The 14,486-nt window shown below is 32.4% G+C and carries 14 protein-coding genes; 4 read left to right on the top strand and 10 right to left on the bottom strand.

All coding sequences use genetic code 11. From position 1 onward, the window contains the following. Positions 1-27: 27 nt before the first annotated feature. Positions 28-198: a hypothetical protein gene (locus BXU01_RS23475; protein ID WP_055095973.1), complete on the top strand. Its 171-nt coding sequence runs from the start codon at positions 28-30 to the stop codon at positions 196-198. A 126-nt stretch (positions 199-324) separates the two neighbouring features. Here the strand turns inward: BXU01_RS23475 and BXU01_RS09865 are convergent, their stop codons facing one another. Then, positions 325-2,769, bottom strand: coding sequence for an outer membrane beta-barrel family protein (locus BXU01_RS09865; protein ID WP_083693040.1), 2,445 nt, complete (start codon positions 2,767-2,769; stop codon positions 325-327). Between the two features lie 95 nt (positions 2,770-2,864). After that, the gene (locus BXU01_RS09860; RefSeq protein WP_083693038.1) at positions 2,865-3,209 is read right to left on the bottom strand and encodes an ArsC/Spx/MgsR family protein; all 345 of its coding nucleotides are present in this window, start codon (positions 3,207-3,209) and stop codon (positions 2,865-2,867) included. 114 nt (positions 3,210-3,323) lie between these two features. On the opposite strand from BXU01_RS09860, the gene BXU01_RS09855 reads away from it, so the two are divergent. Beyond that, the gene (locus BXU01_RS09855) at positions 3,324-4,259 is read left to right on the top strand and encodes a CPBP family intramembrane glutamic endopeptidase (RefSeq protein WP_083693037.1); all 936 of its coding nucleotides are present in this window, start codon (positions 3,324-3,326) and stop codon (positions 4,257-4,259) included. A gap of 4 nt (positions 4,260-4,263) precedes the next feature. After that, entirely contained in the window at positions 4,264-5,307 is a 1,044-nt protein-coding gene (locus BXU01_RS09850; protein WP_083693036.1) for an AMP-binding protein, read from the top strand. A gap of 74 nt (positions 5,308-5,381) precedes the next feature. Here BXU01_RS09850 and BXU01_RS09845 read toward each other — a convergent pair whose 3' ends face one another. The 3 genes from BXU01_RS09845 to BXU01_RS09835 all read right to left on the bottom strand — a co-directional run bounded on the left by BXU01_RS09845 (position 5,382) and on the right by BXU01_RS09835 (position 10,115). Next, positions 5,382-6,611: an RsmB/NOP family class I SAM-dependent RNA methyltransferase gene (locus BXU01_RS09845; RefSeq protein ID WP_083693035.1), complete on the bottom strand. Its 1,230-nt coding sequence runs from the start codon at positions 6,609-6,611 to the stop codon at positions 5,382-5,384. A 145-nt stretch (positions 6,612-6,756) separates the two neighbouring features. Then, complete coding sequence (locus tag BXU01_RS09840; protein WP_055095987.1) at positions 6,757-8,730, bottom strand: KUP/HAK/KT family potassium transporter; 1,974 nt, start codon at positions 8,728-8,730, stop codon at positions 6,757-6,759. Positions 8,731-8,864: 134 nt separating this feature from the next. Further along, positions 8,865-10,115, bottom strand: coding sequence for a hypothetical protein (locus BXU01_RS09835; protein WP_083693034.1), 1,251 nt, complete (start codon positions 10,113-10,115; stop codon positions 8,865-8,867). Between the two features lie 121 nt (positions 10,116-10,236). On the opposite strand from BXU01_RS09835, the gene BXU01_RS09830 reads away from it, so the two are divergent. Then, on the top strand, positions 10,237-11,298 hold the full coding sequence (locus BXU01_RS09830) for a hypothetical protein (protein ID WP_055095991.1): 1,062 nt from the start codon (positions 10,237-10,239) through the stop codon (positions 11,296-11,298). Between the two features lie 71 nt (positions 11,299-11,369). On the opposite strand, the gene BXU01_RS09825 is transcribed toward BXU01_RS09830, so the two are convergent. From BXU01_RS09825 to BXU01_RS23860, 5 genes are all read right to left on the bottom strand, one after another. Continuing rightward, on the bottom strand, positions 11,370-11,828 hold the full coding sequence (locus BXU01_RS09825) for a hypothetical protein (protein ID WP_055095993.1): 459 nt from the start codon (positions 11,826-11,828) through the stop codon (positions 11,370-11,372). A gap of 12 nt (positions 11,829-11,840) precedes the next feature. Beyond that, on the bottom strand, positions 11,841-12,257 hold the full coding sequence (locus tag BXU01_RS09820; protein ID WP_083693033.1) for a hypothetical protein: 417 nt from the start codon (positions 12,255-12,257) through the stop codon (positions 11,841-11,843). A 33-nt stretch (positions 12,258-12,290) separates the two neighbouring features. Beyond that, complete coding sequence (locus BXU01_RS09815; protein ID WP_055095997.1) at positions 12,291-12,833, bottom strand: RNA polymerase sigma factor; 543 nt, start codon at positions 12,831-12,833, stop codon at positions 12,291-12,293. Between the two features lie 60 nt (positions 12,834-12,893). Further along, on the bottom strand, positions 12,894-14,042 hold the full coding sequence (locus tag BXU01_RS09810; RefSeq protein ID WP_083693031.1) for an SRPBCC family protein: 1,149 nt from the start codon (positions 14,040-14,042) through the stop codon (positions 12,894-12,896). A gap of 190 nt (positions 14,043-14,232) precedes the next feature. Then, complete coding sequence (locus BXU01_RS23860; protein ID WP_055096000.1) at positions 14,233-14,421, bottom strand: hypothetical protein; 189 nt, start codon at positions 14,419-14,421, stop codon at positions 14,233-14,235. Between the last annotated feature and the right edge of the window lie 65 nt (positions 14,422-14,486).

Genomic DNA, 14,486 nt, shown 5'->3' with positions numbered 1-14,486 from the left:
TGCTTACATTCAAAAATTCCGGAAAACATGTTTGAATTTTCACAGTACTTAGGTTTTTTACTTTTCTTGACCATACTAACTATAGGGTTTTGGTTGATGTTTTTCTTAGTTGGTTTCGTATCTTATTGGGTTACGGGAGCAAGCTGGGAACTTATCAAAGAGAAAAGAGCAAAAAAGAAACAAGAACAAGCAATTTAATTTTAAATTGTCTGCATAAAAAAAGGACCCGTTTTTACGAGTCCTTTTTTTTATGCTTTATGTTTTTTAACTCAAAAAAAAAAGGACCCGTTTTCACGAGTCCTCTTATAAATTATTTGTTGAAGATTATCCAGGAAATTCTCCTCCGCCGTCACCTTCATTTTTAGGTGTTCCCGGTTTTTCTCTATCGCTTTTAGCTTTGTTGAAACGATAGGTAAACGATAAGTTGAACTGACGTTTACGAAATTGCATTTCTCCATACGACGTTTGGTTCTCTAGATACGTGTATGATTTCATGATTCTTGAATTGAAAACATCACTAATATTAAAAGCAATTGTAGCTTTATCTTTTAGGACATCTTTGCTCAAAGCAGTATTCATACCAAACTGACCTAAGTTTTTACCCTGAGCCGTTTTTTGCTCTCCGTTATACATACCGGTTAATTGCCAGTCGATTTTGTATGGTAAAGTTACTTTTGAGTTGATTCTGGCGAACCATGAGTTTGCCTGATTGTCCAGATTTTGTACAACAAGTAAACCGTTTGCATCTGTATAACTGTTTTCTCCAGTTGTTTTTACATTGTAAAAATTGAAGTTACTGTTTAATTTCCACCATTTAAACGGAGTATAATTTAGTGTAAATTCAAAACCGAATTTTTGCTCTTTTCCTAAGTTAATAGGTCTGCTCAAAATAACAGGAATTCCATTTACGTCTTCGCCCGTAGGAGAACGAACAAAACTGAAAACATCTTTAGTGTCTTCAAAATATGCTGAGGTATTAAAGGTTACTTTATCCCAGCGTTTGATAAATCCTATATCGTATTTATCTGTAAGAGATGGATCTAAGTCTGGATTACCCTGAAAAATATTGATATTACTGGAGTAGTTTACCGCCGGATTCATAAAACGTCCTCTTGGTCTTGATAAACGCTTGCTGTAACTTGCAGTAAAATTGCTTTGATCAGAGATTTCATAACTAATAAATGCACTTGGAAACAAGTTGTTGTATTTTTTAGTATTAAAATCGTTTGTGTCTAATAAATTAACCTGAATGTTTGTGTCTTCCCAACGTAAACCAAATAAATAAGAGAATTTATTAACTTTAAAACCATATGAAGCATAAAGTGCATTGATGTTCTCTTTATATTCTAAGGTATTTGATAAATTAGGAAGTGCTTCTCCCTGATCATCACGAACAAAATATTCGTTATTCAAATCTCCAAAACTTCCTTTGTATCCAGCTTCAAACTGACTTCCTTTACCTAATGGCAAAACGTAATCAGCCTGTAATTGTACTTGTTTTTGAACTTGATTGTTTAGTGTATTGTTAAAATCGTCAGAACCTGTAATAACACTATTACTGTCATCAGTATTTCTTGAAATCGATAAATCAGCAGTTAATTTATGACCTTTATCGTTGAAGTTCTTAATTAAGTTCGAAGTATATTCTACGTTTTCACTTCCGGTATTTCCGGTATTTAAACGATAAGTTGAACCGGTAAAGTTGCGACCGGCATCGAAGTTGTTATAATTGATTAAATCTCTGTCTTCACCAGTATTCTTTTGGTAATTAATGGCATTTGTCCAGAATGTATTTGGTGCAACAGTCCATTCGATACCAGCTCTACCGTTAAAACCTTCTCTGGTTCTTTTGGTATCACGATCTTCATCAAGGAAGTTTTTAGTTGTACCGTCCGGATTAAAATATTCAGAATTAGTTAAACCAGCTCCTTCATTTGTTCTGTAGTTATATCCGGCAGTAGTAAAATAGTTCAATTTTTCAGTCTTATAATTCAAATTGGCACTTGCACCATAAGTTTCCGGAAGACCTGTTGAGGCAATAAAAGTTCCGTTGAAGCCTTGATTTTTTCCTTTTTTAAGAATAATATTGATAATCCCTGATCCACCCTCAGCATCATAACGCGCAGATGGGTTTGTGATTACTTCTACTTTGTCAATCGCATCAGCTGGAAGCTGGCGTAAAGCTTCGGCAACATTGATGGCATTAGAGGGTCTTCCGTCAATTAATATTCTGATATTATCACTTCCTCTTAAGCTTACATTCCCTTCGGTATCAACAGAAACAGATGGAACGTTGTCCAGAACATCACTTACTGTTCCGCCCTTAACCATCATATCCTGACCAACATTGTATACTTTTTTGTCCAGTTTTATTTCTACAGTCGATTTTTCCTGACGTATAACAACTTCATTTAATTGTGCTGCATCTTCAGATAAATTTACAACACCTAAATTGGTATCATCCTGAATGTTTCTTCCTTTGATTTCAGTAGGTTTAAACGAAATAAATTCAATTTTTATATCATAAGTTCCCGGTGCAACCGCTATATCAAATTCTCCTTTCGGATTTGTAATTCCGCCTGCAATAACTTTGGTGTCATTGGGCGCAGTGATTGAAATTGTTGCATATTCAAGGGGTTGTTTACTTATTTTTTCGAAAACTTTTCCCGTTACTTTTACCTTATTCTTGGCAGGTGGTTCCTGTTGTGCATAGTTGTAAAAACTTGTAAGAAAGAATACAAGCAATACAGCAAATTTGATTTTTTTCATTGTTATTTTTGGTTTCAATTACTTTTTAGACCGCAAATGTAGCTTTTGGTTTAAAGAGGAAAATCACAAAAATATGTTAATATGGTTCTTTATAATCAATCTAAAAAAGAGGCTACACGATCTAAATCCCGGCCTATAATAGCTTTTCCGTCTTTTATTACAATTGGACGTTCAATCAAAATTGGATTATCAATCATAGCCTGAATAATATGTTCGTTTGTGAGTTCTTTTCCTTTATAATTTTCAATCCAGATTTTTTCCTTAATTCGAACTAATTCAATTGGTTGAAGATTTAGTTTTTCCAGAAGTTTTTTCAATTCATCAAAATTTGGAGTTTCTGTTAAATAAGGGATTATTTCATATTCCTGATTTGTTTGCTCAATAAAGGCAAGACAGTTTCTTGATTTTCCGCAACGAGGATTATGGTAAATTTGTATCATTTTACTAAATTTAAAGTGTTGTAAGATAATTAAACTAAAAAATCGGTATTTTAGCAAGACCAAAAATAAGATTTACTTATCAAATCGAATTCTCATTTTTAAATTATTATAAATATGTTTTTAGAACAAGGAATTAAACCTCAGAATAAATTTTGGCTCTATCTTATAGGATCCGTTTTAATTATTATTGCGTCATTTATTGGTCAGATTCCTTTTTCGGTTGCAGTGTTATATAAAACTTTTAGCAGTAAAGAGGTTTTCCCAACAGATAATGCTGCTGTTATGAAAGTATTCGAGCCCAATATGACCTTGTTTCTGGTAATGATATCTTTTGCTTTTGCGCTTGCAGGAATTTATTATGTCGTAAAATATTTGCATCATCAAACATTTTTGTCCATTACAACCTCAAGAAATAAAGTAGATTGGAAACGTGTTAGTTTTTCTTTTTTCTTATGGTCTTTCTTTTCAGTTTTAAGTTTTCTGGCTGTATATTTAAAATCTCCTGAGAATTTTATATGGAATTTTAAATTAATTCCTTTTTTATGTTTAGTTGCTGTAGGGGCGATTTTGATTCCAATACAAACCAGTACCGAAGAATATGTTTTTAGAGGTTATTTGATGCAGGGATTTGCTAATTTGGCACACAACAGATGGTTTCCGTTATTGATGACGTCGCTTATATTTGGTTCAATGCACGTTTTTAATCCGGAAGTAACAAAAATGGGTTACGTTATTATGATCTATTATATTGGTACAGGATTATTTTTAGGAGTTATTACCCTTATGGATGAAGGTATAGAATTGGCCTTAGGTTTTCATGCTGCCAATAATTTGGTTGGTGCTTTACTGGTTACTTCAGATTGGTCAGTTTTTCAAACACACTCTCTTTTTAAAGACATGTCAGATCCATCTGCCGGTCTTGATGTAATACTTCCTATCGTAGTGATTTATCCTATTTTGCTTTTTATTTTTAGCAGAAAATACAATTGGACAAACTGGAAAGAAAAATTAACAGGTAAAATAAATGTTTTAGAAATTTCAAATCAATAATATCATGTCACATTTAACACATAAAAATGTTCACAATTATTTTAAAATAAATGGTTTTCATTTAAACGCAGAAGAGTTGCGCCGTGTTGCTTATGATTATATAAAAGAAGGTAATAGCAACGAACAGGCGATTGGTGAATTTTTACTGGATTGGTTCGATGATAAAGAATATATCGAAATGAGAACTTCCGGAACTACCGGATTACCAAAATTAGTGCAATTAGAAAAGCAAGCTATGATTCAGTCAGCTTTAGCCACAGGTGACTTTTTTAGATTAGAGCCCGGAGATAAAGCTTTACTTTGTTTGCCTGTAAAATTTATTGCGGGTAAAATGATGTTGGTGCGAAGTATAATTTTAGGACTTGAACTGGATATTGTAGAACCAAGTACACATCCATTGGCATTAAATTCAAAAGTTTATGATTTTGTAGCCATGGTTCCTTTGCAAGTTCAAAATTCTATTGAAGCGCTAAAGAATATTAAAAAATTAATAGTTGGCGGAGCTAAAATGGATGCTTCACTCGAAGAAAAAGTTTTGCCATTAGTTAAAACAGAAGTCTACGAGACATATGGTATGACTGAAACCATTACTCATATTGCAGCAAAGAAAGTGGGAGAAAATGTTTTTACAGTTTTACCAAATGTAAAAATTGCCCAGGATGATCGTGGATGTTTGGTTATTACGGTTCCAACTATTTCTGAAGAGCCTATTGTTACCAATGATTTAGTTGAGGTAGTAAGAGAAAATCAATTTATATTCCTGGGTCGAATTGATAATGTCGTAAATAGTGGAGGAGTAAAGCTAATTCCGGAGCAGATCGAAGCAAAGCTGATTGGTAAAATAAACACGAGATTTTTTGTTACCGGAGTTCCTGATACGAATTTAGGCGAAAAATTGATTTTGGTTATCGAAGGCGAAAAGCAGGATTTTGCTTCAGGCTTTTTTGATGTTCTTGATAAATACGAAAAGCCAAAGGAAATTGTTTTTGTTCCTAAATTTAAAGAAAATGAAAACGGAAAGTTGTTACGTAAACCAAGTTTGCTGTAATACTATATAATAATGAAAATAAAAAAGCCTTTAGAGATTGTTTCTAAAGGCTTTTTTATAAAGTAATGTTGAATTTATTCAGCTATTACAGCATTTTTGCGTTCTAATAATGCCATGTAAAATCCATCGAAACCAGACTCTGAAGCTAAAATTTTACGATCTTTTATGAAAGTAAATTGTTTTCCGATTTCTGTTTTTAAGAATTTTTCTACTTGTTCCTGATTTTCTGATGGTAAAACAGAACAAGTTGCATAAACTAATTTTCCGCCCGGTTTTACAATCTTAGAATAACTTTCTAAAACTTCTGCCTGAACTTTGCGAATGTTATCAATAAACTCAGGTTGTAATTTCCATTTAGCATCTGGATTTCTTTTAAGAACTCCTAAACCACTACATGGTGCATCAATTAAAACACGATCTGCTTTTTCGTGTAATTTTTTAATAACCTTTGTAGTGTCAATGATACGGTATTCAATATTAAAAGCGCCATTTCTTTTTGCTCTTAATTTTAATTGCTTCAATTTACTTTCATACAAATCCATTGCAATCAATTGTCCTTTGTTTTCCATTAAAGAAGCAATGTGCAATGTTTTTCCTCCAGCTCCGGCACAAGTATCTACAACACGCATTCCTGGTTTTACATCCATAAAACCGGCAACTAATTGTGAGTTTGCATCCTGAACTTCAAAAAGTCCTTGTTTAAAAGCATCTGTCAAAAATACATTTGCTCTTTCTTTTAAAACTAAAGCTTCCGGTTGATCTTTCAAATATTCTGTTTCAATATTCAAATCCATCAACGTATTTCTAAGGCTTTCTTTAGTTCCTTTAAGTGTGTTAGTTCTTAAAATAACTTTGGCAGGTTGGTTTTGAGCAGCAATTTCTGTAGCCCAAACTTTTTCGCCTAATTCTTTCACACCCAATTCATCCATCCAGTCCGGAATAGATTCTTTTAATGCTCTGATTTTAGAAAGTTCATCAAAACGTCCTTTTATTTTTCTTTCAGGAGTTCCTTCCAGTTGTTTCCAATCCGGAATAGGATATCCTCTTAAAACAGCCCAAACTGCGAACATTCTCCATAGATTCTCTCTGTCGAAAGGCTCTTTTACTTCGGCAATTTCTGCGTATAATCGTTTCCAACGAACAATTTCGTATATCGTTTCAGCAACAAACTTCCTGTCAGAACTTCCCCAACGTTTGTCTTTTTTTAATGCTCTTGCTACCACTTTGTCTGCATATTCTCCTTCATTGAAAATTGCATTTAAAGAATCGATGGTAGTATAAACTAAATTTCTGTGTAATCTCATTTTAATTATTTGAGTTGCAAAGGTACTATTAATTGATTGAAAGTTAAATTTTTAATTTTGTTTGTTATTTTAACTTCTTTTAAAAAGAAAAAAAACACTCTGATAAAGTTTAAAAGAGTGTTTTTTTGATGTATTTTATAAGTGCTTATTTTATAATTCTCGTTAATCCGATATTTTCCGGAGCGTGAAGCACCATTGGAAATTTCTCTATTTTTACAGAACTACTGTCTAAACCAAATGCTCTTTCTTCAGATAAACTCAGTTTCTTGATAAAGAAATAAGAGTTCATGATAATGTTTTCGTGCCATCTTAAATCGTTGTCATTCGATAGGAATTTCTCAGACAATACAAATTTAAAGTCACCAATAATATTGTTTTTGTTCAATGATTCGTAACGGCTTGTAATATCTACTTCTCCGCGTTTTACCATATCACGAATTACTTCCCTGAACATTAAATTGATTTTTGTAGGTTCTCTAAAACCTAGGTTAAAATCGATTCTGTAGATATCATCTTTTGCAATCTCAGTAACTTTATATTGTGTTTTATAAGGTTCAGTAAGAATGTTTACATGTACAAACCAATAAATATCAGCTCTTTTAGGACGTTTTTGTAATATAGAATAAATTACTTTTTCCTCTAATTCATCAACACGATTTGCATTGGTCATGTAAACCAAATGCGTGGCATATTTAGGAATTGATAGATCTTCACTCAACTCCATTAATACTTTTTTATAATCGTCAATTTTGATGATTTTAGTATAGCTTTTATTAATTTTCTTAGCCAAATACCAAATTGTCATAATCGAAATAAGGATCATTGCAATGATAAGTGTTACATAACCACCTTCGGCAAATTTGGTGATATTAGCAATTAAGAAGCTAAATTCTATCAATAAATAAATCGTGATAAGCGGTACCATCAAATACAATTTTACTCGTTTCATTATTAAATAATAATTAAGTAAAATGGTAGTCATGATCATACAAAGAATGATAGCAAGACCGTAGGCGTGCTCCATATTGCCTGATTTTTCGAAATGCAGAACGATTCCAACACAACCAAAAAACAATAACCAGTTAATCGACGGGATATATAATTGTCCTTTGACTTCAGTAGGATATTTGATTTTTACTTTTGGCCAGAAATTCAATCGCATTGCTTCATTTATCAAAGTAAATGAACCACTAATAAGTGCCTGAGAAGCAATAACCGCTGCTAAAGTTGCAACGACAATCCCAAACGGAAGAAACCAATGTGGCATGATGAGGTAAAAAGGGTTCCCGTTTTCTCCGCCTAATTGCTGTAAAGTGCTTCCTTCGTGGTGAATTAAATAAGCTGCCTGGCCAAAATAGTTTAGTACTAAAGTTGTTTTTACAAAAATCCAACTAATTCTGATATTTTTTCTTCCACAGTGTCCCATGTCAGAGTATAAAGCTTCTGCACCTGTTGTACATAAAAACACAAAACCAAGTACGAAGAAACCATCAGGATGAATAGATAATAAATGGTAAGCATAATAAGGATTTACTGCTTTTATTACCTCCGGATGATTTATAATCTGGATAGTTCCAAGGGTTCCCAACATGGCAAACCAGATAAGCATCATTGGAGCAAAAAACTTTCCAACCAGCTTGGTTCCAAATTGTTGTATGGTAAATAATATGAACAAAATTCCGATAACAATATATACAATTGTCTCGGTTTGCATGGTAGGATAAAAAGCTCTGATTCCTTCTACTGCTGAAGATATCGAAATAGGAGGGGTTATAATTCCATCGGCAAGCAAAGCACTACCTCCAATTATGGCGGGCACAATGAGCCATTGAATTTTAGTTTTTTTGACCAGTGCGTACAGTGCAAAAATACCACCTTCGCCGTGATTATCAGCGCTTAAGGTAATAAGAACGTACTTTATGGTAGTTTGTAGGGTCAAAGTCCAGAAAACACAAGAAATTCCACCCAGAACAATATCAGAATTAATGGCGTATTCACCAAGTATGGCTTTCATTACATACAATGGAGAAGTACCAATATCCCCATAAATAATCCCTAATGTTATCAATAAACCCCCTATAGACAACTTACTATGTAAGTTTTTATGCGATGCGCTCATGTATGTTTTTATAAAAGACGGTTGCAAATTTACTGTTTTAAAACAAATTAGCATCAATTATAATTAAAAAGATAAAAAAAAGCACAATCGTCAAATTGTGCTTTAGTTTTTTATTTAGAAATGCGAATTTATTATTAACCTCTTCTTCCTCCTGAGCTTCTTCCTCCCGCACCACTTTCTCTTTGAGGCTGGCTGCTTCTTGATTCCTGACTTGCTCTTGGAGCTTCAGAACGTTGCGTATTTTGAGTTCTCATTGAAGATCCTCTATTTTCAGTATTTCCTCTGTTATCAGAATAACTTCTGGAAGTTTCAGTTCTTTGAGTTGGAGCAGGTCTGTTAGTATTTACAGGATTTTGTGAATTTCCTCTTGAAACATTCGAATTGTTCTGACTATAATCTCTTCTGTTTTCTGTTCTTTGAGTGTTTTCAACTCTTACAGGATTATTTACTGGAGAATTGTTTACGGAATTTGATGTGTTTCTGTCTGAAGACACTGAACGATTCGTATTATAGCTTCTGTCAGTATTAGTTCTGTTTTCAGCATAATTTCTGTTTGGAGCAGTTCTGTTGTCTGTTGAAGATACTCTTCCTGTATTTGATCTGTTTGTGCCGTAATTTTGGCTTCTGCCTGATTCTCTGCTTGCAACACGTCTTTGATCCAGATCATATCTGTTAGACACATTCGAATGTCTTTGAGCAAAGCTATAGTCAGGACGCCTTGTTTCGTAACCGTAGGTACGTCTGGATTGGTATAAAACCGGTGCAACATAACTTCTTCTTGTATTTACATAATTGTAATGATTATTTACGTTGATACATATATTGATGTTGTTTCTATATCTGTAAATTGGGTAAGGTCTCCATGCTGCATAATAAGTTGGATACATATTCCAACCCCATGTAGAATAATATGGTCTGTAATTTGTAACCCAAAATGAGCTGTAAATTACCGGAGCAACGCTATAAACCGGCTCGTAGATATAATTGTCTCCGTACAAATAAGTGTTACCAACAACCTGAACGCTAACTTTATTATAATTATCTCTTTCTACATCAATTGTAGCAACATCCTGATAAACATCACGATCAAGAACTGCTTGAATAATTACAACATGGGTTCTGTTTTCTACTGATTCTATCACTCTTAAATAATCAACTTCATTGTCGTCATTTAAGTCAAGATTTGAAATTTGATATTTTGGGTCATTCAATCTTCTTTCAAAATCCTGAAGATTGGCTGATTCTCCAAACATAGATGCCACAGCTCTTAAATCTAAATTATCGCTTATATCTGAATTTTTTGCATATACAGTAGTTTGGCTTTGTACTTGTACAGAACTAAAACCTAGTGTTAGCAGGGCTATAAAAAGTAGTTTAGTTTTCATTTTAAATCATATTAAGATTAATATTGTGAGATATCCAATTACTGTGCCAGAAAAAAACACCTAACTTATTTTATATTTTGTAAATAATTGTATTTTAGCGCCGAATAAACTTTAATTTATTATGAAAAAACTAATTTTATTTTGTTGCGCTTTCGTTTTGTTTATGTCTTTTAAGACGCTGAATTACAGTGATAAAATAGGGTTGAATGGTTATTTTTCGACTGTGAAAATTGATACTTTATTTAAGGATAAAATTAGTATTCGCGCCATCTCAATAGATAAAAATAAGGTCTGGTACGGCGGCGATAATTCTCGTTTTGGATACTATGATTTAGATAAAAATGAGAAATTTGAAGAACATATTTATCGTGATACTTTAAAATTAGAATTTAGAAGTATAGCCCAAACTTCAAACGATGTTTTTTTATTAAGTATAGGAAATCCCGCACTACTTTATCAGGTTTCTAAAAAAACTCAAAAAGTAAAATTAGTATACAAAGAAGTACATGATAAAGTATTTTATGATAGTATGCAATTCTGGAATGATAAAGAAGGAATTGCTGTAGGTGATCCCACCGAAGATACTTTTTCAATTATTATTACACGCGACGGAGGCGAAAACTGGACTAAATTATTGTCTGATAAACTACCTACAAACGCTACAGGCGAGTCAGCCTTTGCAGCCAGTAATTCGAATATTATTATAAAAGGAAATGAAACCTGGATTTTTTCAGGCGGAAAAAAAGCCAGGACTTTTTATTCTCCGGATAAAGGTAAAACCTGGAAAGTAATTGAAACTCCGATAGTTCAGGGTAAACAAATGACCGGAATTTTTACGGCTGATTTTTATGATGCAAAAAACGGTTTTATTGCCGGAGGCGATTATGATTTACCAGATGAAAAAAAGGATAATAAAGCCTTTACAAAAGATGGGGGGAAAACATGGAATTTGATAGGACAAAATGAAGGTTTTGGTTATGCTTCTTGTGTGCAGTATGTTCCGGGAACAAATGGACAGCAACTCGTGTGTGTGGGATCAGGAGGATTGCAATATTCAACTGATAACGGAGCTTCATGGGTGCAATTGTCAGATGATACCAAACTTTTTACAATTCGCTTTCTAAATAAAAATACTGCAATTGCTGCAGGTTATAATAAAATGGTTCGAATTAATTTTAAATAACAAGAACCCTAAATAATAAAGTAAGTATTATTATATAGGGTTCCTGTCGCTGTTGTACTGTAAAATGTGTTTTAATCTTTACCTGCTTTATCTCGATATTGCTGCAGTAATTTGCGATTAAAATCGTCTTCTGATTTTTTAAGTTTTAGTATTTTTTTTGCTGAAAGTACTTTCTTTAAATTCGTCATGTATTTATCGCGCAAAAGATACAATTCTTTGTCTGTACTTTCCATCTGTGATAAAAGTGTTACGGCTTCCTTTTCAGACATTGAATTGATATTGTCATCATCTAATTTGCGCATGTACGTTTTCATTTTCTGATGTCTTAATTCAAATTGTTTATCGTCATAAGCATTATAAATGGGCCAGAATTTTTCAGCTTCTGTAGAAGTTAATTCCAGCTCAGTCGTTAAAAATGAAACTTTATAAGCTTTAATTTTTTCTCGTTTTTCATCCGTTTTACCACTTTGGGCATAAAACGAAAAACTAATCAGAAAGAGTATTATCGGAAGTATATTTTTGATTTTCATTTTTTAATTGTTTTATTCGGATATTAAATGCTCAATATTTGGATTTGTTGCCAGAATATCCTCCAGGGTTTCATCTTCAATTGCAACATTTTTACTTAGTTCCTGAATGTCTTTTGTATCTAATTTTTGAATCAAATCATATTGATTTAAATTCGATTGGTAAGATAAATAAGTTTCTAAGGTATCTTCATCAAGATCTTTAGAAGTGTTATTGTAATTGTTTATTATAGGAATCATTAATGCAATAACAACAACTGCTGCAGCAAGAAGCGAAAGCACTTTTTTACGTTTGTAAATCGGGATTACTTTTACTTCTTTTTCTTCGTTTACTTGTTGTAAAACTTTTGCCGAAAAATTATCAAAGTAATGTTCCGGAGTTTTAAATCCAGTTGTTATTTTCGGTTCGTTTTCTAATTTAAATGCTTTCATAATGTCTATAAGATATGTTTTATAACAAAAGGTTTAATTTGATGTAACATATATTTCAATTTTTTTTACGGCATGATGATAAGATGCTTTCAAAGCGCCAACTGAAGTTCCCAGAATTTCAGCTATTTCTTCGTATTTTAATTCTTGAAAATATTTCATTTTAAAAACCAATTGTTGCTTTTCCGGCAAGGTTACAATTGCTTTTTGAAGTTTTATCTGGATTTCGTCGCCATCAAAATAAACATCAGCTTTCAGATTGTCAATGGTTTTATTTTGTAATGCTTCAGATGTTAATCCGTTTAATTTGGCTTTCTGATTTAAAAAAGTTAGGGCTTCGTTAGTTGCAATGCGGTACATCCAGGAAAAGAGTTTACTTTCTCCCTTAAAATTCTTTAAATACTGAAAAACTTTTACAAACGTATTCTGCAATACATCATCTGTATCATCATGGTTCAAAACAATGTTTCGAATATGAGAATATAATGGTTTTTGGTAATCAGACAAGAGTTTTTGAAACGCTGTATTCTGCGTTTTAGGATCTAATAATTGTTGTATAAATTCCTTCTCGTCTGTCAAATTTTTCGATTTATCTTATTAGAATGAACTTTAAACAAAAGGTTTAATGCATCATTTATTTTAAAATTCTGACTGCTCTTCTTCCGTAGTAGGTTTTGGTGCTGGTTTTGGTGTTTCCGTTGCAGGTTTAGGTGTTGTAGGTTCTGCTGTTGGAGTAGTATATACAGGAGTTTTGACTACAGGAACTACTTTAGGTTTTACAGGAAAATAAATTTCTGTCATCAATTTAGAAGGGCTTTTTACATCCAGTTTGCTAATAGTCAGAATTTCAAGATGAGACCAGCTTAACTCAGGCGTAATTTTTTCTTTGTTGATAAAAGCTGTAGTTTTTGCAATTGCGGCATTCAAATGTGTGTAATCGCCTTTTAGAGTTGTTTTTACGGCTTCAAAACCATTGAGTTTTCCTCCTAAAATATCACTTCCGGATGTGGTCATGATTTCTTTATTTGTAGGTAAACAAATCGATATTTTTGCTAATCCCTTTTCCGTATCGTAAGTGTGATAAATTATAAAAGGTTTTCCGTTTGTAGATAAACCATTGTTTTTACTAAACTCAATAAGTTTCGGAATTACAATTCTCGCATTTTTGTTTATTTTAGAGATTTCGCTTGTAAAAGTCTGTTTGATATATGGTGTTTCAGTTTTCTTTACGACACCATTTACGTTAATCGCAAAAGTTTTGGTTTCGTAGTCTAAATTTTTGTCGATGTTGGCAAGGCTTTTTTCATAAATAGTTCCAATAACTTTATCAGAACCTCCGTTTAAGGCAGTATAAACTTTAAATAAAAAACTCATTGTTCCGCTTGCTTTCCAGGTCACTTTTGTTTTTCCTGCTAAAGTATCTTTAAATGTCCAGTTTACATCAGCTTCTGTACCGTCGTATTTCATTTTTTGCTGAATACTTTCACCGTCAATTGCTTTTAGGGTAATGGAATTTCCTTTTCCTTCAGTTCCGTCCCAATAATAAGAAGCCCCGTTGCCGGATGTTTTATTAGGGAATGTCATTTTTATTGATGAGTCTTCGACATACCACGATTCAAAATCTTCGTAATTTCTAAAATCATTTATGTAATTATAAACTGTTGCTTTTGGCGAATTAATCACTTTGCTTCTTTCAACAGAAAAAATCCCTTTTTGGGTAGCGACAAAAACAGTAAGAGCAACTAAGCTTAATAATAATAGTAGAAATAAATATTTTAGAATCTTCATTGTAGTCGTTTATTTTGTGTCGTAAAGTTATAAATTTAAATTACCTGTCGCAATAATAGCGGAGCAATAAAAGTACACTTTATAAATTATATTGGTCAAAAAAAGCTTTTAAATAAACGTTTTTGAAGATGTTTAATTGTAAAAGCTCTTAAAATTATTTTATTCTAAATATAGCAATAAATTCTATAAATTATCTTTTAAAGAAGAATTTAATAACAAATAGAAGAGCAATAAAAATCAAGAATACAATTAAAACTTTGTAATTTCCTTTATAAAAAACTTTATGCAAAGCGAGATCTTTACGGTAAGCAAATATCATTACGATTACAAATGCAATAAAAAAACAGAGAGCGAATATTAATTGTCCTTGACTAAACATAGTTGAAAATTATTTTTGACAAATTTAGAGAATTGTACACGAATAGTTGCTAATTTGCCATCTCA

It is taken from the genome of [Flexibacter] sp. ATCC 35103, from assembly GCF_001975985.1.
Lineage (GTDB): Bacteria > Bacteroidota > Bacteroidia > Flavobacteriales > Flavobacteriaceae > Flavobacterium.
The sequence above is the reverse complement of the archived record's forward strand: the minus strand, read 5'-3'. Positions and strand labels throughout refer to the sequence as shown.